Source organism: Noviherbaspirillum sp. L7-7A (assembly GCF_019052805.1).
GTDB lineage: Bacteria > Pseudomonadota > Gammaproteobacteria > Burkholderiales > Burkholderiaceae_D > Noviherbaspirillum_A.
In genome coordinates, this window is sequence record NZ_JAHQRJ010000001.1 from 959144 (window position 1) to 985988 (window position 26845).

Below are 26845 nucleotides of genomic sequence, written 5' to 3' on the forward strand. Positions count from 1 at the left end.
ATTCCAAATCGACATTGGCAGCATGCTGCGCCGCAGCATAAACTGTAGCCTTATGGTGATCAAACAGCCCTTGCGCAACCTTGCGCCGGGGTAGCGCCGATGAGGACACTAATGAATCTCGTGTACATACACGGCAACCATGCCACCGCCGATAGCTTCAACTTTATCCGTAGCAAGCTTTCAGGCTATAACGACATCCTGCTGGAATACGACAGCGCCCACGGCTTTTACACCAATCACGCCACGATGCTGGAGCGCCTTGCAGGCAAGCCTGACCTGTTTTTCATTGCCCATTCGCTGGGCGGCATCCATGCGCTGCATCTTGCGGCGGAACTGGGCGACCAGGTGCGGGGCGGTGTCACGATGAGCACGCCCTATGGTGGCAGCGAGGCTGCGGAAATGGTTGCCTGCCTGATGCCTTTCAGCCAGGTGCTCCAGGACATCCGTCCTCGCAGCGCGCCGATTCTTGACGGCAAGCGCATTGCGTTGAACGTGCCATGGACCAACCTCGTCACCACTGCCGGCGCCTCGCCATTCATGCTGGCCGCCAACGACGGCGTGGTAACCCACGACTCGATGCGCAACCGCGACGATATCCAGCTGGTCGACATCGCCTGCAATCACTTCGAGATCGTGCTCAATCAGGATGCACTGACAGTGATCCAGAGCGAGATTGCACAGGTGGAGCAGCGCAAGGTTGCGCGCGCCCCGCGCGACCGTTCAACTTTCTCGCTGGCGCGGCTTCTTGGCTGAGCAGGCAGGCATGGGCGCATGACATGCCGGCAACGCGTCGTCAGAAACGTTCGTCCGCACCCAGATAGCGCCACTGGCCTGGCGGCAGGTCGCCCAGCGTAACGCCGCCTATCCTTACCCGTTTCAGGCCCAGCACCTTCAGGCCGACCATGTCGCACATGCGGCGGATCTGGCGCTTTTTTCCTTCGCGCAGCACGAAGCGCAACTGGTCGTCATTCTGCCAACGCACCTGCGCCGGCTTGAGCTTCTTGCCGTCAAGCGTCAGGCCGTAATTCAGACGTTTCAGATCGCTTTCGGGCAGGCGTCCCGGCCGGGTGTATTCCACCCGCACCAGGTATTCCTTTTCCACCGCGCTGTCTTCGCCAATGAGCTGCTTGGCCACCCGTCCGTCCTGCGTCAGCACCAGGAGCCCGGTCGAGTCGATGTCGAGCCGCCCGGCCGGCACCAGGCTGCGCAACTGGGTCGGATGAAAGCGCAGCGGCGCGCGGTCTTCCTCCCAGCGGTTTTCCGGCGTCACCAGCACCAGAGCCGGACGGTAGCCGTCCTCGGCCTGGCCGCTGACATAGCCGACCGGCTTGTGCACCAGCACCGTCACCCGCTTGGACTGCTCGGCGGCGGCCTGTCGTTCCACGGTCACCTTCTGGTGCGGCAGCACCTTGCTGCCGAGTTCGGAGACGACCACGCCATCGACCCGCACCCAGCCGCGGGCAATCCATTCATCGGCCTCGCGGCGGGAGCACAGGCCCAGTTCGGACATGCGTTTGGACAGGCGTAACGGTTCAGTCATGTGAATCAGGCAAGCTTTGTTAATAAATCAGGTATGCAGCGCGTCCAGCAGTTCGCGTTCCAGCTGGATCTGGCTGCGCGCATGCTGCAGCACCGGGCCATCGACCAGGAACACGTCTTCCACCCGCTCGCCCAGCGTCATGATCTTGGCGGTATGCAGGTTGACCCGGTACTTGGCCAGCACATTGGCAATGGCATAGAGCAGGCCGTTGCGGTCGCTGGCCGAGACCGAGAGCAGGTAGTACTGGCCGCGTTCGTCCGGGCGCAGGTCCACCGTCGGCGTGAATGGAAAGGTGCGCGACAGCCGCGAGAGCCGTCCCTTGCGCGGCGGCGGCAAAGGTGCGCTGCTCGACAGGCAATGGCCCAGTTCGTGCTCGATCAGGTTGATGATGTCGCGGTAGTTGTTGGCAAACGCAGGCTCGGTCACCAGGAAGGTGTCCAGCGCATAGCCGTTGCGGGTGGTGTGGATCTTCGCGTCCAGGATGCTGAAGTTCTTGCGCTCGAAATAGCTGCAGATGCGCACGAAGAGATCGGGCTGGTCCTTCACATACACCGTGACCTGCAGGCCTTCGCCGATCGGCGCGAGCCGGCTTTTCACGACCGGCGCGCTGCTGTCGATGCGGTTGTAGAGCATGCGCGTTTGCCAGGCGATGTCGGAGGCGTCATGGCGCAGGAAGTAGGCCACGTCGAGCTGGCTCCACAGCGCGTCATGGGCATGCTCGGGCAGGCCGTAGAGGCGCAGCGTCTTCAATGCATCTTCCTGCCGGTTCTTCAGCTCGCGGTCGGCCGACGGCGCCTCGCCGCCCAGCACCCGCAGCGTCATGCGGTACAGGTCTTCCAGCAGCTTGCCTTTCCAGGCATTCCATACCTTGGGGCTGGTGCCCCGGATGTCGGCCACAGTGAGCAGGTAGAGCGCCGTCAGGTGGCGCTCGTCCTTTACCAGCGCGGCGAAATCGCGGATCACGTCCGGGTCCGACAGGTCCTGCTTCTGCGCCACCTGCGACATCGACAGATGATGCTCGACAAGGAATACCACCAGTTCGGTGTCGGCGTCCGACAGCGCATGATCACGGCAGAAGCGGCGCGCATCGACCATGCCCAGCTTGGAATGGTCGCCGCCGCGCCCCTTGGCGATATCGTGGAACAGGGCGGTGATGTAGAGCAGCCAGGGCTGGGCGAAGTTGGCCATCAGCTGGCTGCAGAACGGATATTCATGCGCATGCTCTGACATCGTGAAGCGGCGCAGGTTGCGCGCCACCATCAGGATGTGCTGGTCCACCGTATAGACGTGGAACAGGTCGTGCTGCATCTGGCCGACGATGCGCCGGAAGTTGGGCAGGTAGCGGCCGAGTATGCTCAGCTGGTTCATGCGCCGCAGCGCATGGGTGATGCCTTCCGGCGCCTTCAGGATCTCCAGGAACAGCGCGCGGTTGGCCGGATCGCGCCGGAAGTCGCGGTCGATGCCGAAGCGGGCATGCCACAGGGAGCGCAGGGTGCGCGCCGTCATGCCGCGCAGCGAGGGCCGCTGTTCCATCAGCAGGAAGATTTCCAGCATGGCCGACGGCGTTTCCGTGAACAGGTCGTCGCGGGCAATGTCGATCAGGCCATTGACTTCATTGAAGCGCGGGTTGATCGCCAGCGGGCAGGTCGACTGCGGGAAAAGCTGCGCCTCGATGTTCTGCAGCAGGATGGTGTTGAGCTGGGTGACCGCCTTGGCCGCCCAGTAATAGCGCTGCATCAGGTATTCGCTGGCGCGCCGCGTCTCGGTATTCTGGAAGCCAAGCGATTGCGCGATCGGCGTCTGCACGTCGAATACCAGCCTGTCCTCGCGCCGCTTCGCATGGATGTGCAGGCGGATCCGGATGTCCTTGAAGGCGCGTTCCTTCTGCGTCAGCTGGCGCGCCTCGGTAGCCGTGATCAGGCCGCGCTCGGCCAGCTTGCGCCAGGAGTCGCCCAGCCCGGCCGCCTTGGCCACCCAGAGGATAACCTGCAAATCGCGCAGGCCGCCCGGGCTTTCCTTGCAGTTCGGTTCCAGGCTGTAGGGCGTGTCTTCGTACTTGGCATGGCGCTGGTGCAGTTCCAGTATCTTCGCCTCGAAGAAGGCCTGCGCATCCATCGCCTCGCGGCATTTCTCCACGAGTTCGCCAAACAGCGCGCGGTTGCCGGTGACGAGGCGCGCTTCCAGCAGGCTGGTCTGCACCGTGATGTCGGCTGCGGATTCGCTCAGGCATTCCTCGACGGTGCGTATGCTGTGCCCGATCTCCAGCCCCAGGTCCCACAGCAATTGCACCATTTCCTCCAGCTGCGCCTGCTCCTGTACATTGGGCGGCGCTGCCAGCAGGATCAGCACATCGACGTCGGAATAGGGAAACAGTTCGCCGCGGCCGTAACCGCCCACTGCCACCAGCGCGCTTTTCTCGGGCATGCCGCAGGCGCGCCATGCCTGGGTCAGCACCCGGTCCACTAGCTGCCGCAGCGCGGTGGTCAGGCGTTCCGGCTTGCCGTGGGCTTCATAGGAGACGATCTCATTCTGGCGCCCGGACTTGAGCTCCTCCTTCAGGGGCAGCACCAGCGTGTTCATGATTCAGGCCGTTTCTGCCTGACTGGCGTTCTTGGCGATAAAGGCCGGCGGCGCCGGCATGCCCGGCGACACGGTCAGCACTTCATAGCCGTTCTCGGTTACCAGCACCGTGTGTTCCCATTGCGCGGACAGGCTGCGGTCCTTGGTCTTGATGGTCCAGCCGTCGCCCATCTCGCGAATCTCGCGGCGCCCGGCATTGATCATCGGCTCCACCGTAAAGATCATGCCGGCTTCCAGTTTTTCCAGCGTGCCCGGACGGCCATAGTGCAGCACCTGCGGCTCTTCATGGAACACCTTGCCGATGCCATGGCCGCAGAACTCCCGCACCACGCTATAGCCGGCTTTTTCCGCATGCTGCTGAATCACATGGCCGATGTCGCCCAGGTGCGCGCCCGGCCTGATCTTCGAAATGCCCAGCCACATGCATTCATAGGTGATGTCGCCCAGGCGCCTGGCCAGGATCGACGGCTGGCCGGCATAGAACATCCGGCTGGTGTCGCCGTGGTAGCCATCCTTGATGATGGTGACGTCGATATTGACCGCGTCGCCATTCTTCAGGACCTTGTCGCCGGGGATGCCGTGGCAGATCACGTCATTGACCGACGTGCAGATCGCCTTCGGATAGGGCGTGTAGCCCGGCGGGCAATAGTTGAGCGGCGCCGGAATGCTGCCCTGCACATTGGTCATGTATTCGTGGCAGAGGCGGTCGAGTTCGGCGGTGGTCACGCCCGGCTTGACGAAGGGGGTAATGTAATCGAGAACCTCGGCGGCCAGTCGGCCGGCAACGCGCATGCCGCGAATGTCCTCTTCGGTCTTGATGGTGATAGGCATAGTCGGGAAAGTTCGGAAGGAATTGCCGCAGTGCGGCAGAAGCGCTGGAAGCGGCAATTATAGACCACCGGCCCGGCCTTCGCCCGGCGGGGCGGAAGCAGGCTTGAAAGGGAAGGCCTATCTGGGGTAGAATCTCGGGTTCCTTTGATTGTCTTGCCTTAACTCGCGCCGAAATTGAAGTCGTTGGCGCAGATGCCAGGCCATTCATCAATCGACAACTCTTTTTAAATCGCGAATCCGGTCCACAAGGGTGCCCTGTATGGGTCACTGGCCGGATTCCAGACCCAACCCTGGAGCAAACATGTCTGTCACCATGCGTGAAATGCTGGAAGCCGGTGTCCATTTCGGTCACCAAACCCGCTTCTGGAACCCCAAGATGGCCCCGTTCATTTTCGGTCATCGCAACAAGATTCATATCGTCAACCTGGAAGTGACGCTGGCCAAGTACAACGAGGCGATGAAGTACATCCGCCAGCTGTCGGCCAATCGCGGCACCATCCTGATGGTTGGCACCAAGCGCCAGTCGCGCGACCTGGTTGCCCAGGAAGCCCAGCGCGCAGGCGTGCCCTTCGTTGACCAGCGCTGGCTGGGCGGCATGCTGACCAACTTCAAGACCATCAAGACCTCGATCAAGCGCCTGAAGGAAATGGAACAGGCCGTGGAAGACGGTTCGGTCGAGAAGCTGTCGAAGAAGGAAGCGCTGATGTTCAGCCGCGAAATGGAAAAGCTGCAGAAGTCCATCGGCGGCATCAAGGACATGAACGGCATTCCTGACGCGATCTTCGTCATCGACGTCGGCTACCACAAGGGCGCCGTCACCGAAGCCGCCAAGCTGGGCATCCCGGTCATCGGCGTGGTCGACACCAACCACTCCCCGGACGGCGTGGCTTACGTGATCCCCGGCAACGACGACTCCTCGAAAGCCATCGCGCTGTATGCACGCGGTGTTGCTGACGCCATCCTCGAAGGCCGCGACAGCGCCGCCAGCGAGCTGGTCGAGTCCATCAAGAGCGATACTGGCGACGAATTCGTCGAAGTCAACGAGCAGGCATAATACGCCTCTGCCCGCAGCAGCGTCCGCGGGTGAACAGAAAAGGGGCAACATCCGTTCGCCCCTTTTTTTCGAGCTGAATCCCCACAATTTCGATCCGGCGGGCCCGAGAGGCAGCCGATCAGCAAGGAGAATACGATGGCCACAATTACAGCAGCAATGGTAGGCGAACTGCGCGCCAAGACCGACGCACCGATGATGGAATGCAAGAAGGCGCTGACCGAAGCCGGCGGCGATCCGGTCAAGGCGGAAGAGATTCTGCGCGTCAAGCTGGGCAGCAAGGCATCCAAGGCCGCTTCCCGCATCACCGCCGAAGGCGTGGTTGCCGCTTATATCCAGGGCACCGTTGGCGCGCTGGTGGAAGTCAACTGCGAAACCGACTTCGTGACCAAGAACGACGACTTCCTGAAAATGGCTTCCGACGCTGCCCGCCTGATCGCCGAAGGCAATCCGGCGGACGTCGCCGCCATGGGCGCTCTGCCGCTGGATGGCAAAACCCTGGAAGAGAAGCGCACCGAGCTGGTCGGCCGCATCGGCGAGAACATGTCGTTTCGCCGCTTCAAGCGTTTCGATAGCGGCTCCAAGCTGGTGTCCTACCTGCACGGCACCCGTATCGGCGTGATGGTCGAATATGACGGCGCCGACGAGCAGGTTGCCAAGGACGTGGCCATGCACATCGCCGCCATGAAGCCCGTGTCGCTGTCGTCCGACCAGGTGCCGGCCGAACTGATCGAGCGCGAGCGTTCGGTTGCTTCCCTGAAGGCTGCCGAGTCCGGCAAGCCGGCCGATATCGCCGCCAAGATGGTCGAGGGTTCGGTGCAGAAGTTCCTGAAGGAAGTGTCGCTGCTGGCCCAGCCGTTCGTGAAGAACGACAAGCAGACCGTTGAGCAAATGCTCAAGGCCAACAACACCACGATCAAATCGTTCGTGATGTTCATCGTTGGTGAAGGCATCGAGAAGAAACAGGATGACTTCGCGGCCGAAGTGGCTGCCCAGGTGGCAGCCGCCAAGCAGGCGTAATCAGCAAGCGGGCCGAAAGGCCCGTTTTTTTCAAGGTGCGGCGCCCATGTCGCCGCACCGCGCCCGGGCTCTTGCTTCATCGCTGTAAAATGTCGCACCATCAAGCAGCTATCCGGGCGGTGTATTGCATTCAAGCAAAACCGGATCACCATAAGGAGCCAATTTCATGTCCCAACCAGCGTACAAGCGCGTCCTCCTCAAGCTTTCCGGTGAAGCCCTGATGGGCGACGATTCCTACGGCATCAACCGCGCCACGATCGAGCGCATGGTGGCCGATGTTTCCGAAGTCGTCAAAATGGGTGTCGAGCTCGCCATCGTGATCGGCGGCGGCAATATTTTCCGCGGCGTAGCGCCCGGCGCCCAAGGCATGGACCGCGCCACCGCCGACTACATGGGCATGCTGGCCACCGTAATGAATTCCCTTGCCCTGGCGGACGCAATGCGCCAGTTCGGCATGACGGCCCGTGTCATGTCGGCCATCAGCATCGAGCAGGTCGTTGAGCCCTATGTGCGGCCCAAGGCGCTGCAGTATCTGGAAGAAGGCAAGGTAGTGATCTTCGCCGCCGGCACCGGCAACCCGTTCTTCACCACCGACACTGCCGCCGCGCTGCGCGGCTCCGAAATCGGCGCCGAGGTTGTCCTGAAGGCAACCAAGGTTGACGGCGTCTACAGCGCCGACCCGAACAAGGATGCTTCCGCCACCCGTTATGCGAGCATCAGCTTTGACGAGGCCATTTCCAAGCACCTGCAGGTGATGGATGCCACCGCCTTCGCGCTGTGCCGTGACCAGAAGCTTCCGATCCGGGTGTTTTCCATCCTCAAGCCTGGCGCCCTGAGCCGCATCGTGATGGGCGAGGACGAGGGCACCCTGGTGCATGTTTAATACGACCAAACGAACTCCAACATTTGTGAATAACAGGAGAGCAGCATGACTGTCGCCGACGTCAAGAAAACCACCGAACAGAAGATGAACAAGTCGATCGAGACGCTCAAGGCCGACCTGGCCAAGGTGCGTACCGGCCGTGCCCACGCCGGCATCCTCGACCATGTGAAAGTGGACTACTACGGCAACCCCACCCAGTTGAGCCAGGTTGCCAACATCACCCTGATCGACGCCCGCACCATCGGCGTCCAGCCCTGGGAAAAGAAAATGGTGGGCGCCATCGAGAAGGCGATCCGCGAGTCCGACCTGGGCCTGAACCCGGCCACCCAGGGCGACCTGATCCGCGTGCCGACGCCCCCGCTGACCGAAGAGCGCCGCAAGGAAATGGTCAAGCTGGTCAAGACCGAGGCCGAAGATGCCAAGATCGCCGTGCGCAATATCCGCCGTGACGCCAACGAAGGCCTGAAGCGACTGCTGAAGGACAAGGCAATTTCCGAGGATGACGAGCGCCGTGCCCAGGACGAGGTGCAGAAACTGACCGATCGCTTCGTTGCCGAAATCGACAAGCTGGTTGCTGAAAAGGAAAAGGAAGTGCTGACGGTTTGACAGGCGGCCAGCCTTGTCATACCGTAGCGGCCCGCCAATCATTAATGAAAAGCAAGCTCATGAAGCAAACCAGTTCGACGCAAGGAGTGCCTGAAGTATCGGCGGTGCCGCGTCACATTGCCATCATCATGGATGGCAATGGCCGTTGGGCCACGCGGCGTTTCCTGCCGCGCGTGGCGGGCCATGCCAAGGGCGTCGAGCGGGTCCGCGATGTGGTGGAAAAGTGCGTCGAGCGCGGTGTGGAATATTTGACTCTGTTTGCATTCAGTTCCGAGAACTGGCGCCGGCCGGCCGAGGAAGTGTCGGTGCTGATGCGGCTATTCATGACGGCGCTCGAGCGTGAAGTCACCAAGATGCATGTCAACAGCATCCGCCTGAAGGTGGTTGGCGACCTCTCGCGTTTCGATCCCAAGCTGCAGGAAATGATTGCGAACGCCGAGCGGCGCACCGCCGGCAATACCCGGCTGACGGTGAATGTCTGCGCCAACTACGGCGGCCGCTGGGACGTGATGCAGGCGGTAGGCAAGATGGTGGCAGCCCATCCCGGCGCCGCCGAATTCAGCGAGGAGCAGCTGGCGCCCCATCTGGCGCTGGCTTTCGCGCCGGAGCCGGACCTCTTCATCCGCACCGGCGGGGAACAGCGCATTTCCAATTTCATGCTGTGGCAGCTGGCTTACACCGAGATGTACTTCACCGAAACCTACTGGCCCGACTTTGACGGCGCCGCGCTCGACGAAGCGATTGTGTCGTACCAGCAGCGCGAGCGCCGTTTCGGGCGTACCAGCGCCCAACTGATCACGACGAAGAAAGCTTCCTGATGCTGGCAACCCGAGTCGTCACCGCGGTCGTGCTGCTGGCAGTCCTGCTGGGCGTGGTGTGGTCCGGTTCGACACTGTTGTTCAACGTGGTCCTGACGCTCTTTTTCGCCGCGGCCATCTGGGAGCGTACGCGCCTCTTTCAATTGCCAATGCCCTTGCTCGCACCGGTTCTGTGGTCCGTAGTGCTGTTGGTGATACTGCTGCGCTACCTGGATAGCGCCGTCTATCCGCTTTGCATGCTGTGCGTGGCGATCTGGGCAATACGCCTGGCGCCGGCGCTGGGCCTGGGCCTGCCGCCGCTTGCCACTATGCCGAACCGGCTGGTGTCCATTGTGTACGGCATCGCCGTCCTTGGCTGCTTTGCCGCCATTGCCGCCTTCTACCACCGCTCTCCCGTCTACCTGCTGTCCGTGATGGCCATCGTGTGGGTGGCCGACATCGGCGCCTATTTCGCCGGCAAGGCCTTCGGCAAGCGCAAGCTTGCGCCGACAATTTCGCCGGGCAAGTCGTGGGAAGGCGCCATCGGCGGCTGGCTGGCGGTGCTGCTGCTGGCATCGGCCAGCGTCTTTTCAGGTGCATTGCAGGATACCTTCGCGGTTCATCTGCAACGCAGCCTGGGCTGGTTCGGCATGCTGGCGGTGATGACGCTGGTGACGGCGGCCAGCGTGGTCGGCGACCTGTTCGAATCCATGCTCAAGCGCCGCGCCGGCATGAAGGACAGCAGCAATCTGCTGCCTGGCCACGGCGGCGTGCTGGACCGCATCGATGCACTGGTTCCGGTGCTGCCGCTGGCAATCGTGATCGCCTTCCGTTTATAACGCTACAAGGCTATAAGGCTGGAATCGTCTTAATGCAAAACATCACCATTCTGGGTGCGACCGGATCGATCGGCGTTTCCACGCTCGACGTCATTGCCCGCCATCCCGACCGTTACCGCATCTACGCGTTGACTGCGCACAGCAAGGTCGACGACCTGGCCGCGCAATGCGCCCGCTTCCTGCCGGAGGTGGCTGTGGTCGGCAGCACAGAGGCTGCGTCGGCGCTGGCGGCGCTGCTGAAGAAAGCCGGCGTCGCCACCGATGTGCTGTGGGGCGAGGAGGCGCTGTGCCAGGTGGCGTCGGCGCCCGGCTGTGACACCGTGATGGCCGCCATCGTCGGCGCCGCCGGCCTGGCGCCATCGCTTGCCGCCGCGCGCGCCGGCAAGAAGGTTCTGCTGGCCAACAAGGAAGCACTGGTCATGTCCGGCCAGCTGTTCATGACCGCTGTTGCCGAAAGCGGCGCAACCCTGCTGCCGATCGACAGCGAGCACAATGCGATATTCCAGTGCCTGCCGGGCGACTTCTCGCGTGAGCCGGAACGCCACGGCATTTCAAGGATATTGCTCACCGCCTCCGGCGGACCCTTCCTGAACCGCGCAGTCGACACGCTGGACAAGGTGACGCCGGAGGAAGCAGTCGCGCATCCGAACTGGGTCATGGGGCGCAAGATTTCGGTCGATTCCGCCACCATGATGAACAAGGGGCTGGAAGTCATCGAAGCCGCCTGGCTGTTCGGCGCCTCGGCCGGCCAGATCGAAGTGCTGATCCATCCGCAAAGCGTGATCCATTCGATGGTGTCGTATATCGACGGATCGGTGCTGGCGCAACTCGGCAATCCGGACATGCGTACGCCGATTGCGCATGCGCTGGCCTATCCGGAGCGCATCGCCTCCGGCGTTGCGCCGCTCGACCTCGCCAGCATGGCCCAGCTGCGTTTCGAGCGCCCGGACCTGCGCCGCTTTCCCTGTCTGAAACTGGCGTATGATGCGCTGCAGGCCGGAGGCTCCGCGCCGGCATTGCTCAATGCCGCCAACGAGATCGCCGTCGAGGCCTTCCTCAACCGCCAGATTGGATTTCGCATGATAGACCAGCTGATAGACCGGGTGATGCATGTCATTCCCCACGAGCCAGTGGCCGATATCGGCGCACTGCTGGAACAGGACAGAAGGGCGCGCGCGCTGGCGCGGGAGTGCCTGCAATGATCACGCTGCTGCAGACGCTGGTGGCGTTCGTGGTGGTGCTGGGCATCCTGGTGGTCGTCCATGAACTCGGCCATTACCTGATTGCCAAGTGGTGCGGCGTCAAGGTTCTGCGCTTCTCGGTCGGCATGGGCAAGATCGTCTGGTCGCGCAAGTTCGGACCCGACCAGACCGAATGGGCGCTGTCGGCGCTGCCGCTGGGTGGCTACGTGAAGATGCTGGACGCGCGCGAACAGGACATGTCGCTGGTCAGCGCAGCCGACCGCAAGCGTGAATACACCGTGCAATCCGTCTGGAAGCGCATTGCCATCGTGGCTGCCGGACCGCTGTCAAACTTCCTGCTGGCCATTCTGCTGTTCGGCGGACTTTACATGTACGGCATTCCCGAGCCGGCGCCGCGGCTGCGGGCAGTGCCGCAGGACAGCGCCGCCTATGACGCGGGGCTGCGCGGCGGCGAACTGGTGAAGTCGGTCAACGGCGAAGAGATTCATATCTGGTCAGACCTGCGCTGGACGCTGCTGCGGGCGGCGGTGGACAAGGCGCCGGCCCGGCTGGAAGTCGAGCGGCCCGATTCCGCCGGCCAGAACGGCGTCGTTGCCGCCGGCGTGACCCTGCCGACCAATATGCTCGATGCATCCGAACTCGAAACCGATTTCATGCCGCGGCTGGGCCTGGACCTGGCGCGGCCACCGGCCGTGTTGGGCAAGCTCGTCGTCGATGGGCCGGCGGCCCGCGCCGGGTTGCGTCAAGGCGACAAGGTGGAAGCAATCAATGGCCAGCCGGTGGCTGACGGCGGCGTGTTTGTCGAAACGGTACAGAAGTCGGCTGGCCAGGCGCTGCTGCTGTCCATCCAGCGCGATGGCAGGCCCATGGAAATCAGCGTGGTGCCGCAGGTCGTGGAAAGCGGCGGCAAGCGCATCGGCCGCATCCAGGCGGAAGTATCGATGGCGCCGGAAATGGTCAATGTCCGGTCCGGCCCCTTGCAGGCACTTGCGCGTGGCGCCCGGAAGACCTGGGACACCAGCGTGATGACCATCCGCATGCTGGGCCGGATGATCGTTGGCGAAGTCTCGCTGAAGAACATCACCGGGCCGATCACCATTGCCGATTACGCAGGGCAGACGGCACGCATCGGCATGGTCAGTTACATCAGCTTTATCGCCTTCATCAGCATCAGCCTGGGTGTGATGAATTTGCTACCGATCCCGGTGCTTGATGGCGGGCTTTTGCTGTATTATTCGCTGGAAGTTTTGACCGGGCGCCCCGTGTCCGAGCGTTTCGGCGAGCTGGCACAACGTGCCGGCATCGGCATCCTGATGACCCTGATGATGGTGGCGGTCTTTAACGACATTGTCCGCCTGATCTCCTGAGGCCGAGGCCCGACGTCTCGGGCTCGCCTCACACCAGTCCATTACACAACAACAGCAAATGAAATTACATTCAGAGCGTTTTTTTCTGTCTCTTCGTCCTCGTCGTCTGATTGTCTCCGCCATCATCGCACTTTGTTCCGGCTCCGCTCTGGCAGTAGACCCCTTTACGGTACGAGACATCCGCGTGGAGGGGATACAGCGCACTGAAGCTGGCACCGTGTTCAATTATCTGCCTGTGAAGGTCGGCGACACGTTCACCGATGAAAAGGGCGCGGCATCGATCAAGGCCTTGTACGCAACCGGTTTTTTCAAGGACGTGCGGGTGGAAGCGGAAGGCGACGTCCTGGTGGTGACCGTGGAAGAGCGTCCCGCCATCGCCGCGGTCGAATTCACCGGCACCAAGGAATTCGACAAGGACACGCTGACCAAGGCGCTGAAGGAAATCGGTCTGGGCGAATCGCGCATCTACGACAAAGCGCTGCTGGACCGCGCAGAGCAGGAATTGAAGCGGCAGTATCTGTCACGTGGCCTGTATGGCGTGCAGATCACCACGACCGTCACGCCGATCGAGCGCAACCGGGTCAACATCAACTTTGCCGTCGACGAAGGCGATGTCTCGCGCATCCGCGAGATCAACATCGTCGGCAACAAGGCCTTCTCCGAAAAGGAAATACGGGACGTGATCAAGCTGACCACGCCCGGATGGTTCACCTGGTACACCAAGAACGACCAGTACTCCAAGCAGAAGCTGACTGGCGACATCGAGACCCTGAAGTCCTTCTACCTCAATCGCGGTTATTTGGAAATGCAGGTGGAGTCGACCCAGGTGTCGATCACGCCTGACCGCAAGGACATCTACGTCACCATCAACATCACCGAAGGCGACAAGTTCACGGTGTCGGATGTCAGGCTGGAAGGGGAAATGTTTGGCCGCGAGGATGAACTGAAGTCGCTGGTGCAACTCAATCCAGGCGATGTGTTCTCGGGCGCCAAGCTGACCGAGACCACTAAAAAGATTTCCGAGCGCCTGGGCAATTTCGGTTACGCCTTCGCCAACGTCAACGCCAATCCGCAGATCGACCGTGAAAAGAAGCAGGTTGCTTTCACGATCCTGGTCGATCCCGGCAAGCGCGTCTATGTGCGGCGCATCAATATCGGCGGCAATACCCGCACCCGCGACGAAGTCATTCGCCGCGAGATGCGCCAGCTGGAAAGCTCCTGGTATGACGCTTCCAAGATCAAGCTCTCGCGCGACCGCGTCAATCGCCTGGGTTACTTCACCGAGGTGAATGTGGATACGCCGGAAGTCCCAGGCACCACCGACCAGGTCGACCTGAACATGAATATCGTCGAGAAGCCGACGGGCGCCATTTCGCTCGGTGCCGGTTTCTCCAGCAGCGAGAAGCTGACCCTGACCGGCTCGATCCAGCAGGCCAACGCGTTTGGCAGCGGCAATACCATCGGCCTGGATGTCAACACCAGCCGCCGCTATCGCACCATCGCGGTGTCGCAGACCAATCCGTATTTCACTGACGATGGCATCAGCCGCAGTTATGAGGCGTTCGTGCGTACAACGCGGCCCCCCATCGTCACCACAAGCAATTACCGCATCAGGACGCTCGGCGGCAATGTGCGGTTCGGCGTGCCTTTCTCCGAGGTCGACACGGTGTTCTTCGGCGCGGGTGCCGAGCATACGCAGGTCGATGTGGATGAAACCAGCCCGCTGCTCTACCGCAGGTTTGTATCGGACTTCGGCAGCGGCAACACTGCGCAGGCGACCTCGTTCCCCCTGACTGTTGCATGGCAACGCGATAACCGCGACAGCGCGCTGATACCAACCACTGGCCGCTACCAGCGCGCCAACTTGGAGCTTTCCCTGCTGGGCGACCTGCGTTACTATCGCGCCGTCTATCAGCACCAGTATTTCAAGCCGCTTTCCAGCACCATGACGCTGGCATTGAACGGTGAGCTCGATTATGGCAACGCACTGAGCAATCGGCCGTATCCGGTCTTCAAGAATTTCTATGCCGGTGGCATCGGATCGGTGCGCGGTTACGAAAGCTCGTCGCTGTCGGTGAATGGAAGCGACCGGGCGAATATTACCGGCGGTAACGCTCGTATCATCATGAATGCCGAGTTGCAGTTCCCGTTCCCGGGTACAGGTGCGGATCGTAGCCTGCGCTGGTTCACCTTCTTCGACGCCGGCCAGGTCTTCAACACCACGGCGGACGAGAAGATCAGCGTGGCCAATCTGCGTTATTCGGCAGGCGTCGGTATCAGTTGGGTGTCGCCGATCGGCCCGCTGAAGCTGAGCTTCGGCAGAGCGCTCAATGCCAAGGACGCCGATCTGAAGCAGCCGTTCCAGTTCCAGCTGGGTACCGGTTTCTGATGTTTTGCGGCGATAACAGATTTTTTGAATTGCGGAGAAGATCCTTGAAGTTTTCCATCCAACAGTCTCTGGTCGCACGATGTGCGGCTGTGTTTGCCGCTTCCGTCGTGTGCATGGGCGCATCCCAGGCGCAGGAAGTCAAAGTCGGTTTTGTCAGCACCGAGCGTATTTTCCGCGAGGCAGCGCCGGCAAAAACCGCCAACGCCAAGATCGAGCAGGAGTTCTCCAAGCGTGACAAGGACCTGCAGGACATGGGCGCCCGCCTGAAGTCCATGGCCGACAAGCTTGACAAGGATGCGCCGGTTCTGTCGGAATCCGACCGCGTCCGCCGCCAGCGGGAGTTGGGCGATCTGGACAAGGATTTCCAACGTCGCCAGCGCGAGTTCCGTGAAGACCTGAACCAGCGTCGCAATGAAGAGCTGGCCACCGTTCTGGAACGCACCAATCGCGTGATCAAGCAGATCGCCGAAGCGGAAAAATACGACATCGTGTTCCAGGAAGCGGTGTATATCAGCCCGCGCATCGATATCACCGACAAAGTGCTCAAGGCGCTGAACAAATAAACGGTGCAAGACCATGGCGATACCCCTGCGGCAACTGGTTGAACAGGTAGGCGGACAGCTGCAGGGCGATCCGGACACGCTGGTCTCCGGCATCGCGCCGCTCGATGCAGCCGGCGCTTCCCATGTCAGCTTTCTGTCCAATCCCAAATTGCGAAGCCAGGCCGCCGCCAGCGGCGCCGCTGCGCTGATCCTGACCGAGGGCGACAGCGAACGCATCGGCAGCCAGTATGCCGGCGCCCGTATCCTGACCGAGCGGCCCTATGCCTACTTCGCGCGCGCGGCCCAGTTGTTTGCAGCGCTGTCGGCGCCGCCTGTACAACCCGGCATCCATCCGAGCGCTGCGATTGATCCGGACGCGAAGGTTGCGGCCAGCGCCAGCATCGGTCCGCACGTCACCGTCGAGGCGGGCGCCATGATTGGCGAGCGCTGCATCATCGGCAGTGGCTGCGTTATCGGCCGCAACGCCGTGGTCGGCGCCGACACGCATTTCCATCCCCGCGTGTGTTTCCTGGCCGGATGCACGATAGGCGAGCGCGGCATCGTGCATTCCGGCGCCGTGATCGGCGCCGATGGATTCGGCTTCGCCAATGAGGGCGGCGCCTGGATCAAGATCCCGCAAACCGGAAGGGTCGTCATCGGCAATGATGTCGAGATTGGGGCCAACACCACCGTCGACCGCGGCGCACTGGCCGATACCGTGATCGAGGATGGCGTCAAGCTCGATAACCAGATACAGATCGGGCACAACTGCCATATCGGCGCCCACACCGCGATGGCCGGCTGCGTAGGCGTGGCTGGCAGCGCGACGATAGGAAAATATTGCACCTTTGGCGGTGCGGCCATGATATTGGGCCATCTGACCATTGCCGATAACGTCCATATCTCTTCGGGCAGCCTGGTCAGCCGCTCCATCACCGAAGCAGGCCAGTACACCGGGTTCTATCCGCTGGCGACCAATGCGGAATGGGAGAAGTCGGCGGCCATCGTGCGCAATCTGTCGGGCATGCGCGGCAGGATGCGCGAGCTGGAAAAAACGGTAGCGGCGCTGACCAGTCAGAACAAGAACGAGCAATGAAAGAAACCACTATGAACACGCTGGACATCAACCAGATCAAGGAATACCTCCCACACCGTTACCCCTTGCTGCTGGTCGACCGGGTGCTGGATTACGAAGTCGGCAAGTCGATTACCGCAATCAAGAACGTCACCATCAATGAAGAGTTCTTCAACGGTCATTTTCCGCACAAGCCAGTCATGCCCGGCGTGCTGATGATCGAGGCGCTCGCCCAGACGGCCGCCTTGCTGTCCTTTCTCACCATGGGCAAGAAGCCTGACAGCAGCTCGGTGGTCTATTTCGTGGGCATCGATGCGGCGCGTTTCAAGCGTCCTGTCGGCCCTGGCGACCAGTTGCGCATGGAAGTCGAGATCACTCGTTCCTCGCGCGGCATCTACAAGTACAACGCGCGCGGCCTGGTGGATGGCGAGGTTGCGCTGGAAGCGGAACTGATGTGCACCATGCGCAGCAGCACGGACGCAAGCCAGCCCGCGGGACAGTAATGGCTCTGATTCATCCCACCGCCATCATCGATGCGAAGGCTGAGCTCGACGCCTCGGTCGAGGTTGGCCCCTACAGCGTGATCGGCCCGCAGGTGCGTATCGGCGCCGGCACCCGTATCGCTTCGCATGTCGTGGTCGAGGGCGACACCACGATAGGGCGCGATAACGTGATCTATCAGTTCTGCTCGCTGGGCGGCGCGCCGCAGGACAAGAAATACCGCGGCGAGCCGACACGCCTGGAGATCGGCGACCGTAACACCATCCGCGAGTATTGCAGCCTGAACCTCGGCACCGTCCAGGACGCCGGCGTCACCCGTCTTGGCAATGACAACTGGATACTGGCCTATGTGCATATCGCGCATGACTGCCAGGTCGGCAGCAACACCGTCTTTTCCAACAACGCCACGCTGGCCGGACATGTGCATGTCGGCGACTGGGTCATCATGAGCGGCTTCGCCGCCGTGCATCAGTTCTGCAAGATCGGCGACCATGCCTTTGTCGGCATGAACGCCAGCCTGTCGCAGGATGTGCCGCCGTTCATCCTGGCCGCTGGCACGCCGATTGCGCCGCGTGGCTTGAATGTTGAAGGCCTGAAGCGGCGCGGCTTTGGCGCTGATGAAATTGCCGCGCTGCGCCGCGCCTACAAGCTGATCTACAAGTCGGGCCTGACTCTGGAAGAGGCACGCGCTGCGCTGGCCCGGGAAGAGGCCGGGCTGGAAGGCAATGCCGCGGGCCGGCTGCGCAGCATGCGCGCTTTCCTCGACAACGCTTCCCGTGGCATCGTCCGCTGAACTGTCGATTGCGTTGGTCGCCGGGGAAACCTCCGGTGACCTGCTGGCGGCGCGCCTGCTGTCCGGCCTGCGTCCGCAATTGCCAGAGGCTCGTCTCCATGGCATAGGCGGCGCCCGCATGGCCGAACATGGTTTCATCAGCGACTGGCCGATGGAAAAGCTGTCGGTGCGCGGGCTGTTCGAAGTGATTGCACACTACCGCGAAATCAAGGGCATCCAGCTTGCGCTGCGCGACCAGCTGCTGCGCGAGCGTCCGGCTGCCTTCATCGGCGTGGATGCGCCGGATTTCAACCTCGGACTGGAAGCCGAACTGAAGCAGGCAGGCATACCCACCATGCACTTCATCGGCCCATCGATCTGGGCCTGGCGTGGCGGCCGCATCCGGAAGATTGCGCGCGCCGTGTCGCACATGCTGGTGATCTTCCCCTTTGAGGAAGCGATCTACCGTGAGGCCGGCATCTCCGCCACCTACGTCGGCCATCCGCTGGCGGAAGTGATCCCGATGCAGCCCGACACCGGCGTGGCGCGTGCTTCACTGGGCCTGCAGGGCGACGCGCCGGTGGTAGCCATCCTGCCCGGCAGCCGGATGTCCGAACTCAAGTACAACAGCATTGCCTTCCTGTCGGCGGCGAAACTGCTGGCCGCGCGCGACCGGTCTATCCGCTTCGTCGCGCCGATGGCGGGCCAGGCGCAGCGACAATACTTCGAAAGCCTGCTGGCAGGCGCCGGCCTGACCGATCTGCCGCTGCAGATACTGGATGGCCAGTCGCATGCGGCGCTGGCCGCTGCCGACGCGGCACTGGTGGCCTCAGGCACCGCCACGCTGGAAGTGGCGCTCTACAAGAAGCCGATGGTGATTGCCTATAAAATGATGGCCGCTTCCTGGCAGGTGATGCGGCACATGGGCTACCAGCCCTGGGTCGGCTTGCCCAATATCCTGGCGCGTGAATTCCTGGTGCCGGAATTGCTGCAGCATGCGGCGACGCCGGAAGCGATCGCCGATGCATTGTGGAAGCAGCTGACCGACGGCAACGCCCGGCAGGCGCTGGTGCAGCGCTTTACCGACATGCACCATACGCTGCTGCGCGACACTGCCCGCCTGAGCGCGGATGCGGTGCTTGAAATGATAGAGAACCATCGAGGACGCCATTGAAGAAGACACCCCGCGAGCGCACCCTGCCGCTGTTTGATCATGCCAACGAAATCGTCTGCGGCGTCGATGAGGCAGGCCGCGGGCCGCTGGCCGGCCCGGTGTTTGCCGCCGCCGTGATACTCGACCCGGCGCGCCCGATTCCCGGCTTGCGCGATTCGAAGAAGCTGACCGCCGCGCGCCGCGAGGAGCTGGCCGTGCTGATCCGACGCGATGCGCTGGCCTGGTCGGTCGCCCAGTGCTGCGAAAATGAAATCGACACGCTTAACATTTTGCACGCCACCATGCTGGCGATGCGGCGCGCGATCGAGGGACTGCATCGGCAGCCTACGCTGGCGCTGATCGACGGCAATCGCTGTCCGCCGGCGGCGGTGCGCTGCGAAGCCATTGTCGGCGGCGACGACCTGGTGGAGGCAATTTCAGCCGCGTCCATCCTGGCCAAGACCGGGCGCGATGCCGCCCTGGTAGCCTTGCACCAGACCTATCCGCAATATGGATTCGACCAGCACAAGGGTTATCCGACCGCCCTGCATTTGGAGCGGCTGCAACTGCACGGCGTGTCGCCCGCCCACCGGCGTTCCTACGCGCCGGTGCGGGCGATGATGGACCCGCGGCCATGAGCGTGAAGTTCATCAGCTCGCGCGACAACCCGCTGTACAAGGAGTTGAAGCAACTGGCGACCAGTTCCCAGGCCCGCCGCCGGGCACGTCGCACGCTGCTCGACGGCGTGCACCTGTGCGGCGCCTACCTGGCGCAGCGCGGCCTGCCGGTGCTGTGCGTGGTCGGGGATGGTGCCCAGTCGAATCCGGAAGTCGCGGCGGTGCTGGCGCGCTGCGACGACGTGCAATGCGTGGTGCTGCCGGACGCGCTTTACCATGCGCTGAGCCAGGTGGAGAATGGCATCGACCTGCTGTTCGTGATCGACACGCCGCAGGCAGAGTTCGTGGGCACGCTGACAGGCGACGCGGTGTTGCTGGACAACCTGCAGGACCCCGGCAACCTGGGTTCCATCCTGCGCAGCGCTGCCGCGGCCGGCATCCGGTCGGTGTACTGCAGCGCCGGCACCGCCTTCGCCTGGTCTCCCAAGGTATTGCGGGCCGGCATGGGTGCGCACTTCGGGCTGGAAATCCATGAGCAGGTTGACCTGGCGGCGCTGCTGAGCTCCAGCGCCATTCCGGTCCTGGCAACCAGTTCGCATGCCGAAGCAAGGATTTACGATGTGGACTTGCGGCGCAACGTGGCATGGCTGTTCGGCCATGAAGGGCAAGGCGTGTCGGAACCGTTGATGGCCCTGGCCAGCCAGCGGGTGAGCATTCCCCACTTGGGCGAGATGGAGTCGCTGAATGTGGCAGCCAGCGCTGCAGTCTGCCTGTTCGAGCAGGTCAGGCAGAAGACCGTAGCCTGACGAGCCGGGAAATCCGCCACGGGCTGCGGCACGCAGGGCAGCGGTGGTACAAGGGATGCGCCCATTACGTATAAAACCTCTTCCCGGCTTCCAGCTGCCTGGTTCAGCCACACCGGGCCAACCCGCTCATGAGCAGCCGCTCGTTGCCATCCGGCAGAACATCCCGTCACTACCTGCTTGCAGAACTCGTATCGTCATGCCGGCTATACACAAGGCCCGGGGGCAGCCAGCGCTGATGCGTTGCCAGGGAAGCGTCCTTGCCGGCTGCCACATGGTCGAATTCATAAGTCTGGCCATCGATGATGGCAAAACGGTAAATCGTGGCGTCGCCCAGCCGGCCGATCGGATCGGACAGGCGGTCGGCATGAGGCGTTTCCCTGCCGCGGAAATCCCGCCCAGCCGCCTTTTGCGCCGCTGTTCTTTCCAATTCGGACTCGATCTTGCCCAGCGAGTCTTTCATGACCCAGAGAAAGCAGATCAGCCCGGCCCATAGCACCAGTTCCAGAAGCACAATGTCCATACGTCCTCCAGACGTCGATTCCATGCTAGCAAAGACCAGCGCCGGAGGCATTGCGCAGCCGCGTGTCTGCCGCAAACTGGACGCGGATCGTGCTGTCAGTAGGAACGCTTATCGAGGCGAATCTCCTGCAGGATCATGGTGGCGATTTCCTCGATGGATTTGACAGTGGAAGACATCCACCGTATCCCTTCGCGCCGCATCATATTTTCCGCTTCGTTGACTTCATACCGGCAATTTTCCAGCGCCGCATACTTGCTGCCCGGCCGGCGCTCATTGCGGACCTCGGCCAGACGTTCCGGCGCGATCGACAGGCCAAAGATCTTGGATTTGAACTGCACCAGATTGCCAGGCAGCCTGCCACGCTCGAAGTCTTCCGGAATCAGCGGATAGTTGGCCGCCTTGATGCCGTACTGCATGGCGAGATACAGGCTGGTCGGGGTTTTTCCGGAGCGCGACACGCCGACCAGGATCACATCGGCCATCGCCAGGTTCTTGTCGGACTGGCCATCGTCATGGGCCAGCGAAAAATTGATTGCTTCGATGCGGTTCTTGTACTCGTCCGAATCCGCAATGTTGTGGCTGCGACCAATTGTGTGGCTGGACTTGATGCCCAGTTCCTGTTCCAGCGGTTCGACGAAGGTATGGATCAGGTCCATGTGCATGCCGCTGGAACGGCGTACCACGGCGGACAGGTCGGCCTTGACCAGCGTCGAGAACACGATCGGCCGCTTGCCGTCGGCGGCGCAGCATTCGTTGATGCGGCGCACCGCGTCATACGCCTTTTCCAGCGTATCGATGAAGGGCAGCCGGATCTGGCGGAAGCGCAGTTCGAACTGGGTGAGCACCGAATGTCCGAAGGTCTCGGCCGTGATGCCGGTGCCGTCGGAGACAAAAAACACCGTGCGTTCGGCCGCTGGCAGGTGGGGAGAGACGATATCGCGCATGGGAGAGTTTGATGGAAAGAGTGAATTGTCGAGAGTGCAAGCCAAAAATTCGGCCGCGCCTGTAAAATGCGGCAAATGAAAACCGCGCAGACCCGCAGAAGAATACCAAAAACCCCCGGATGCGACGGCGCACGTCCCGATTTCCCATCAAACCAGAGGTTGTTATGTCCAATGCAGCAAACCAGGGGGGCTCCCCGGAGGCCACCTACGTAGCATCGTTTGAAGAACTCAGGATGACCGACGTCGAGTCGGTCGGCGGCAAGAATGCATCGCTGGGCGAGATGATCAGTCAGCTCGCCGGCGCCGGCGTGCGCGTGCCGACGGGTTTCGCCACCACTGCGCAGGCATTCCGCGATTTTCTGTCCTACAGCGAAGTCGGCGGTGTTTCTCTTGCGCAACGCATTGAGGATCGTCTTGACGGCCTGAACATCGACGACGTGCGCTCGCTCGCCGCCGCTGGCGCGGAAATCCGCCAGTGGATCATCGACACCCCTTTCCAGCCGCGCCTGCAGCAGGAAATTACCCGGTTCTACGAGCGCCTGGTCGCCGATTCCACCGCGGAAATGTCCTTTGCCGTTCGCTCCTCGGCTACTGCGGAAGACCTGCCGGATGCCTCCTTTGCCGGTCAGCAGGAAACCTTCCTCAATGTCGTCGGCATCGACAACGTGCTCGAAGCGATGAAGCATGTCTTCGCTTCGCTGTACAACGACCGCGCCATCTCCTATCGCGTCCACAAGGGATTCACCCATGCGGAAGTGGCCCTGTCTGCCGGCGTGCAGCGCATGGTCCGCTCCGACGTCGGCGCCGCCGGCGTGATGTTTACGATGGACACCGAGTCCGGTTTCCGCGACGTGGTCTTCATTACCTCCAGCTATGGCCTGGGCGAGACCGTGGTGCAGGGCGCGGTCAATCCGGACGAGTTCTACGTCCACAAGCCGATGCTGGCGCAGGGCAAGCTGCCCATCATCCGCCGCAACATCGGCTCCAAGATGATCAAGATGGAATTCACCGGCGAAGCCAAGGCTGGCCGCTCGGTGCGCACCGTGGATGTGCCCATCGAAATGCGCAATCGCTACTCCCTGAACGATGAGGAAATCGTCGAGCTGGCCAAGTATGCGGTCATCATCGAAAAGCACTATGGCCGCCCGATGGATATCGAATGGGGCAAGGATGGCCGCGATGGCAAGCTCTACATCCTGCAGGCACGTCCGGAGACGGTAAAGTCGCAGCAGAAGTCGACCGATGCACAGCAGCGCTACAAGTTGAAGGGCAGCAGCGTTGTGCTAACGTCCGGCCGCGCCATCGGCCAGAAGATCGGCGCCGGCCCGGTCCGCGTGATCCGCGATCCGTCGGAAATGGAGCGGGTGCAGCCGGGCGACGTGCTGGTGGCCGACATGACCGATCCCAACTGGGAGCCGGTGATGAAGCGCGCTTCAGCCATCGTCACCAACCGTGGCGGCCGCACCTGCCACGCAGCCATCATCGCCCGTGAACTGGGCGTGCCGGCGGTGGTCGGCTGCGGTGATGCAACCGATGTGCTGATCGATGGCAATCTCGTCACCGTGTCCTGCGCCGAAGGCGACGAAGGCCGGATCTATGACGGCCTGCTGGAAACCGAAGTGACCGAGGTGTTGCGCGGCGAGCTGCCGGAACTGCCGGTGAAGATCACCCTGAACGTCGGCAACCCGCAGCTGGCATTCGACTTCCAGTCGGTGCCGAACGCCGGCGTCGGCCTGGCGCGCCTGGAATTCATCATCAACAACAATATTGGCGTTCATCCGAAGGCCATCCTCGAATATCCGAACATCGACGCGTCGCTGAAGAAGGCGGTGGAATCGGTGGCGCGCGGCCATGCGTCGCCCAAGGCGTTCTATGTCGACAAGCTGGCCGAAGGCGTTGCCACGATTGCCGCGGCATTCTGGCCCAAGCCCGTGATCGTTCGCCTGTCCGACTTCAAGTCGAACGAGTACAAGAAGCTGATCGGCGGCTCGCGCTATGAGCCGGACGAGGAAAACCCGATGCTGGGCTTCCGCGGCGCCGCCCGTTACCTGGCCGAGGATTTTGCCGAATCGTTCGAGATGGAATGCGCGGCAATGAAGCGGGTGCGCGAAGACATGGGCCTGACCAATGTCGAGATCATGGTGCCGTTCGTGCGTACCCTGGGCCAGGCGCAGAAGGTCATCGACCTGCTGGGCAAGAATGGCCTGCGTCGCGGCGAAAACGGCCTGCGCCTGATCATGATGTGCGAAGTGCCTTCCAATGCCATCCTGGCCGATGAATTCCTGGAATTCTTCGACGGCTTCTCGATCGGTTCCAACGACCTGACCCAGCTGACCCTGGGCCTGGACCGCGATTCCGGCATGGCGCTGCTGGCAGCGGACTTCGACGAGCGCGATCCGGCGGTGATGGCCATGCTGTCCCGTGCGATCGGCGCCTGCCGCAAGCAGGGCAAGTATGTGGGTATCTGCGGCCAGGGCCCGTCGGACCATCCTGACTTTGCCGAGTGGCTGATGAAGGAAGGCATTACCTCCATCTCGCTCAATCCCGACTCGGTTGTTGATACATGGCAAGGCCTTGCCAAGCGCCTCGGTTGAGTGGTGAATAAGGCACAGTCCGCCGGAAAAGAGTTGCTGTTAAAAAACTCATCCGCTAGACTGGCTTCCATTCCAGCCGGATAACAACCAACAACAAAGTTTCTTGCTGTTTTCTCATGCCCCTGCAACCATACGGTTCCAGGGGTTTCTTATTTCCAACTGGAGGAAACATGACGGCTTGGATGGTATGGCTTGCATTGGCTGGCTTGCTGGTGATTCTCGAAATGTTTTCCGGGACGTTTTACCTGCTGATGATTGCACTCGGCATGGTGGCCGGCGCTTTGGCCGCCTGGCTCGGCCTCTCGGCGGAAGTACAGATCCTTCTGGCGGCCCTTATAGGCGCTGCGGCAGCCCTGGCATTGCGCCGGCGCCGTCCACGCAGGACCGACGCCGCTCGCGACCCCAACATCAATCTTGACATTGGCCAGAGCCTGCATGTCAGCCACTGGCATGAAGGAAGCGCAAGGGCCATGTACCGCGGCGCCTTGTGGGATGTGGAACTTGCCCATGGCGCGCATGCGAGAACAGGCCAGTTCGTCATACGCGAGGTTCGCGGCAGCCGTCTCATCGTCAGCAATCAACCGGAGTAAGCACTTATGGAAATCACGTTTGGCACCTTGACCCTGGTTCTTTTCATCCTCGCCGTCGTCTTCGTGATCAAGACCATCAAGGTCGTGCCGCAGCAGCATGCCTGGGTGGTGGAGCGCCTGGGCAAGTACCACGCAATACTCGGGCCTGGCTTGAATATCGTGATCCCCTTCATCGACCGGGTGGCGTACAAGCACATCCTGAAGGAGATCCCGCTGGATGTGCCGCCCCAGGTCTGCATCACGCGCGACAATACCCAGCTGCAGGTGGACGGCATCCTGTACTTCCAGGTGACCGATCCGATGCGCGCTTCCTATGGTTCCTCCAACTATGTCGCCGCGATCACCCAGCTTGCGCAGACCACGCTGCGCTCCGTGATCGGCCGCATGGAGCTGGACAAGACCTTCGAGGAGCGCGATCACATCAACACCGCCATCGTCAATGCCATCGACGAGTCGGCGGCGAACTGGGGCGTGAAGGTATTGCGCTACGAGATCAAGGACCTGACGCCGCCGAAGGAGATCCTGCATGCGATGCAGGCGCAGATCACGGCTGAAAGGGAAAAGCGGGCGCTGATTGCCGCGTCAGAAGGTCGCAAGCAGGAACAGATCAATATCGCCACCGGCGAGCGCGAAGCCTCGATTGCCCGTTCCGAAGGGGAGAAGCAGGCGTCGATCAACCGCGCCGAAGGCGAGGCGGCGGCCATCGTGGCCATCGCCAACGCCACCGCCGAAGCGCTGCGCCAGACCGGCGCGGCCATCCGGGAGCCGGGCGGCCAGGACGCGGTCAGCCTGAAAGTGGCTGAACAGTATGTCGATGCCTTCGCCAAGCTGGCCAAGACCGGCAACACGCTGATCGTGCCCGGCGACCTGGGCAATATGAGCACCATGATTGCCAGCGCGCTGCAGGTGGTGAAGTCGCAGCCCAAGGCCTGACGCTGTTCAGCGTGGCGGCGGCAGGCCGTTGCAGCTGGCCGCAATCCAGCGGCCGCTGGTCTGTGCCTGCTCCCTGACCGGCGTGCCGTCTATCGTGCCATCGAAGCTGGAGGTGCCGCTGAAGCGCTCGGGGCCTTCCAGCATGCCTTCGGCGCGGCCGCTGCCGCGCACCCGCGGTCCGTCGCAGCGCACATCCATGGCATAGCGCGCGCCGTCGCGTACCGCATTGCGGCTGGTGCAGCCTGACTGCTGCTGATACAGATCGGGCATGGTGTTCTGCGCCGCCATTTCCGGCGTGATGCAGACGCGGGAACTGGCCGCGCCGTTTTCTATTTTTGGCATATCGAAGCCGTGCTGGCGCGCCAGGCCGCGCAGCCTTGCCATCTGGTCGGCCGGGATTTGCGGCACCAGTGCCAGCAGGGCGGAGGTGGCGCTGACCTCCCACAGGCCGGGACGGGGAGCGGGTCCGGCCGGCGAGGCGGCCTGGGCTGTGGCGGCAATCAATAGCGTGCTGACGATCAGCGATGAAATACGAAACAAGTCTGGCTCCTGCTGCTGGTGAATGGGAACTGGCATGCGGGCTTGGCATGGCGGGCATGAGTGCGATGCCCGGGGTGCGATTATGCGCCCTGATCCGGCATGCCAGGGTGTGCCCCGCGCCACTGTTTTCAGAGGCGACCCGCCGGCGCAAGT

At 62.2% G+C, this 26845-nt stretch carries 26 protein-coding genes; 20 read left to right on the plus strand and 6 right to left on the minus strand.

The genetic code is table 11. The features are described 5' to 3' along the window. Positions 1 to 111: 111 nt before the first annotated feature. A complete protein-coding gene (locus KTQ42_RS04420) occupies positions 112 to 753 on the plus strand; it encodes an alpha/beta hydrolase (RefSeq protein ID WP_217344399.1) in 642 nt (213 codons plus the stop codon). A 40-nt stretch (positions 754 to 793) separates the two neighbouring features. On the opposite strand, the gene KTQ42_RS04425 is transcribed toward KTQ42_RS04420, so the two are convergent. From KTQ42_RS04425 to map, 3 genes are read right to left on the minus strand one after another with little or no spacing between them, the layout of a single operon-like run. Next, a complete protein-coding gene (locus tag KTQ42_RS04425) occupies positions 794 to 1540 on the minus strand; it encodes a pseudouridine synthase (protein ID WP_217344400.1) in 747 nt (248 codons plus the stop codon). 27 nt (positions 1541 to 1567) lie between these two features. Further along, the gene (locus KTQ42_RS04430; protein WP_217344401.1) at positions 1568 to 4120 is read right to left on the minus strand and encodes a [protein-PII] uridylyltransferase; all 2553 of its coding nucleotides are present in this window, start codon (positions 4118 to 4120) and stop codon (positions 1568 to 1570) included. Between the two features lie 3 nt (positions 4121 to 4123). Then, a complete protein-coding gene (gene map / locus KTQ42_RS04435; protein WP_217344402.1) occupies positions 4124 to 4951 on the minus strand; it encodes a type I methionyl aminopeptidase in 828 nt (275 codons plus the stop codon). Between the two features lie 301 nt (positions 4952 to 5252). Here map and rpsB point away from each other — a divergent pair, with 301 nt between their 5' ends. The 16 genes from rpsB (at position 5253) to KTQ42_RS04515 (ending at position 20571) form a co-directional block, all read left to right on the plus strand. Next, positions 5253 to 6005, plus strand: a complete 753-nt coding sequence (gene rpsB, locus KTQ42_RS04440) for a 30S ribosomal protein S2 (protein ID WP_217344403.1) — start codon at positions 5253 to 5255, stop codon at positions 6003 to 6005. A 135-nt stretch (positions 6006 to 6140) separates the two neighbouring features. Next, positions 6141 to 7022: a translation elongation factor Ts gene (tsf, locus tag KTQ42_RS04445; protein ID WP_217344404.1), complete on the plus strand. Its 882-nt coding sequence runs from the start codon at positions 6141 to 6143 to the stop codon at positions 7020 to 7022. A gap of 166 nt (positions 7023 to 7188) precedes the next feature. Then, a complete protein-coding gene (gene pyrH, locus KTQ42_RS04450; RefSeq protein ID WP_217344405.1) occupies positions 7189 to 7905 on the plus strand; it encodes a UMP kinase in 717 nt (238 codons plus the stop codon). 45 nt (positions 7906 to 7950) lie between these two features. Further along, positions 7951 to 8511, plus strand: coding sequence for a ribosome recycling factor (frr, locus tag KTQ42_RS04455; RefSeq protein ID WP_217344406.1), 561 nt, complete (start codon positions 7951 to 7953; stop codon positions 8509 to 8511). 59 nt (positions 8512 to 8570) lie between these two features. Beyond that, entirely contained in the window at positions 8571 to 9329 is a 759-nt protein-coding gene (gene uppS / locus KTQ42_RS04460; protein WP_217344407.1) for a polyprenyl diphosphate synthase, read from the plus strand. Then, the gene (locus KTQ42_RS04465) at positions 9329 to 10147 is read left to right on the plus strand and encodes a phosphatidate cytidylyltransferase (protein WP_217344408.1); all 819 of its coding nucleotides are present in this window, start codon (positions 9329 to 9331) and stop codon (positions 10145 to 10147) included. The genes uppS and KTQ42_RS04465 overlap by 1 nt, the downstream gene beginning before the upstream one ends. A gap of 32 nt (positions 10148 to 10179) precedes the next feature. After that, positions 10180 to 11349: a 1-deoxy-D-xylulose-5-phosphate reductoisomerase gene (gene ispC / locus KTQ42_RS04470; protein ID WP_217344409.1), complete on the plus strand. Its 1170-nt coding sequence runs from the start codon at positions 10180 to 10182 to the stop codon at positions 11347 to 11349. Further along, a complete protein-coding gene (gene rseP, locus KTQ42_RS04475; protein WP_217346811.1) occupies positions 11349 to 12716 on the plus strand; it encodes an RIP metalloprotease RseP in 1368 nt (455 codons plus the stop codon). Before ispC ends, rseP begins: the two co-directional genes overlap by 1 nt. A 58-nt stretch (positions 12717 to 12774) precedes the next feature. After that, positions 12775 to 15105 (plus strand): outer membrane protein assembly factor BamA, encoded by a 2331-nt coding sequence (gene bamA / locus KTQ42_RS04480; protein ID WP_217344410.1) that lies wholly within the window; start codon positions 12775 to 12777, stop codon positions 15103 to 15105. Between the two features lie 44 nt (positions 15106 to 15149). Continuing rightward, positions 15150 to 15668 carry an OmpH family outer membrane protein gene (locus tag KTQ42_RS04485; protein WP_249222637.1) on the plus strand — a complete coding sequence of 173 codons (519 nt, stop codon included), beginning with the start codon at positions 15150 to 15152 and terminating at the stop codon, positions 15666 to 15668. 13 nt (positions 15669 to 15681) lie between these two features. Continuing rightward, positions 15682 to 16743 carry a UDP-3-O-(3-hydroxymyristoyl)glucosamine N-acyltransferase gene (gene lpxD / locus KTQ42_RS04490; RefSeq protein WP_217344412.1) on the plus strand — a complete coding sequence of 354 codons (1062 nt, stop codon included), beginning with the start codon at positions 15682 to 15684 and terminating at the stop codon, positions 16741 to 16743. Positions 16744 to 16754: 11 nt separating this feature from the next. Beyond that, the gene (gene fabZ / locus KTQ42_RS04495; protein WP_217346812.1) at positions 16755 to 17225 is read left to right on the plus strand and encodes a 3-hydroxyacyl-ACP dehydratase FabZ; all 471 of its coding nucleotides are present in this window, start codon (positions 16755 to 16757) and stop codon (positions 17223 to 17225) included. Next, entirely contained in the window at positions 17225 to 18016 is a 792-nt protein-coding gene (gene lpxA / locus KTQ42_RS04500) for an acyl-ACP--UDP-N-acetylglucosamine O-acyltransferase (RefSeq protein WP_217344413.1), read from the plus strand. The genes fabZ and lpxA overlap by 1 nt, the downstream gene beginning before the upstream one ends. Further along, positions 18000 to 19169, plus strand: a complete 1170-nt coding sequence (gene lpxB / locus KTQ42_RS04505) for a lipid-A-disaccharide synthase (RefSeq protein WP_349292120.1) — start codon at positions 18000 to 18002, stop codon at positions 19167 to 19169. The genes lpxA and lpxB overlap by 17 nt, the downstream gene beginning before the upstream one ends. Further along, positions 19166 to 19786: a ribonuclease HII gene (gene rnhB, locus KTQ42_RS04510; RefSeq protein WP_217344415.1), complete on the plus strand. Its 621-nt coding sequence runs from the start codon at positions 19166 to 19168 to the stop codon at positions 19784 to 19786. Before lpxB ends, rnhB begins: the two co-directional genes overlap by 4 nt. Further along, entirely contained in the window at positions 19783 to 20571 is a 789-nt protein-coding gene (locus tag KTQ42_RS04515) for an RNA methyltransferase (protein WP_217344416.1), read from the plus strand. The genes rnhB and KTQ42_RS04515 overlap by 4 nt, the downstream gene beginning before the upstream one ends. Positions 20572 to 20740: 169 nt before the next feature. Here the strand turns inward: KTQ42_RS04515 and KTQ42_RS04520 are convergent, their stop codons facing one another. Both KTQ42_RS04520 and KTQ42_RS04525 read right to left on the minus strand, forming a co-directional pair. Beyond that, on the minus strand, positions 20741 to 21091 hold the full coding sequence (locus KTQ42_RS04520) for a hypothetical protein (RefSeq protein WP_217344417.1): 351 nt from the start codon (positions 21089 to 21091) through the stop codon (positions 20741 to 20743). 95 nt (positions 21092 to 21186) lie between these two features. After that, on the minus strand, positions 21187 to 22035 hold the full coding sequence (locus tag KTQ42_RS04525; protein ID WP_194712090.1) for a pyruvate, water dikinase regulatory protein: 849 nt from the start codon (positions 22033 to 22035) through the stop codon (positions 21187 to 21189). Between the two features lie 164 nt (positions 22036 to 22199). On the opposite strand from KTQ42_RS04525, the gene ppsA reads away from it, so the two are divergent. The 3 genes from ppsA to KTQ42_RS04540 all read left to right on the plus strand — a co-directional run bounded on the left by ppsA (position 22200) and on the right by KTQ42_RS04540 (position 26152). Next, positions 22200 to 24629, plus strand: coding sequence for a phosphoenolpyruvate synthase (gene ppsA / locus KTQ42_RS04530; protein WP_217344418.1), 2430 nt, complete (start codon positions 22200 to 22202; stop codon positions 24627 to 24629). 170 nt (positions 24630 to 24799) lie between these two features. Further along, the gene (locus tag KTQ42_RS04535; RefSeq protein WP_217344419.1) at positions 24800 to 25219 is read left to right on the plus strand and encodes an NfeD family protein; all 420 of its coding nucleotides are present in this window, start codon (positions 24800 to 24802) and stop codon (positions 25217 to 25219) included. A gap of 6 nt (positions 25220 to 25225) precedes the next feature. After that, complete coding sequence (locus KTQ42_RS04540) at positions 25226 to 26152, plus strand: stomatin-like protein (RefSeq protein WP_217344420.1); 927 nt, start codon at positions 25226 to 25228, stop codon at positions 26150 to 26152. Between the two features lie 6 nt (positions 26153 to 26158). Here KTQ42_RS04540 and KTQ42_RS04545 read toward each other — a convergent pair whose 3' ends face one another. Further along, entirely contained in the window at positions 26159 to 26692 is a 534-nt protein-coding gene (locus KTQ42_RS04545) for a DUF3617 domain-containing protein (RefSeq protein ID WP_217344421.1), read from the minus strand. Positions 26693 to 26845: the final 153 nt, after the last annotated feature.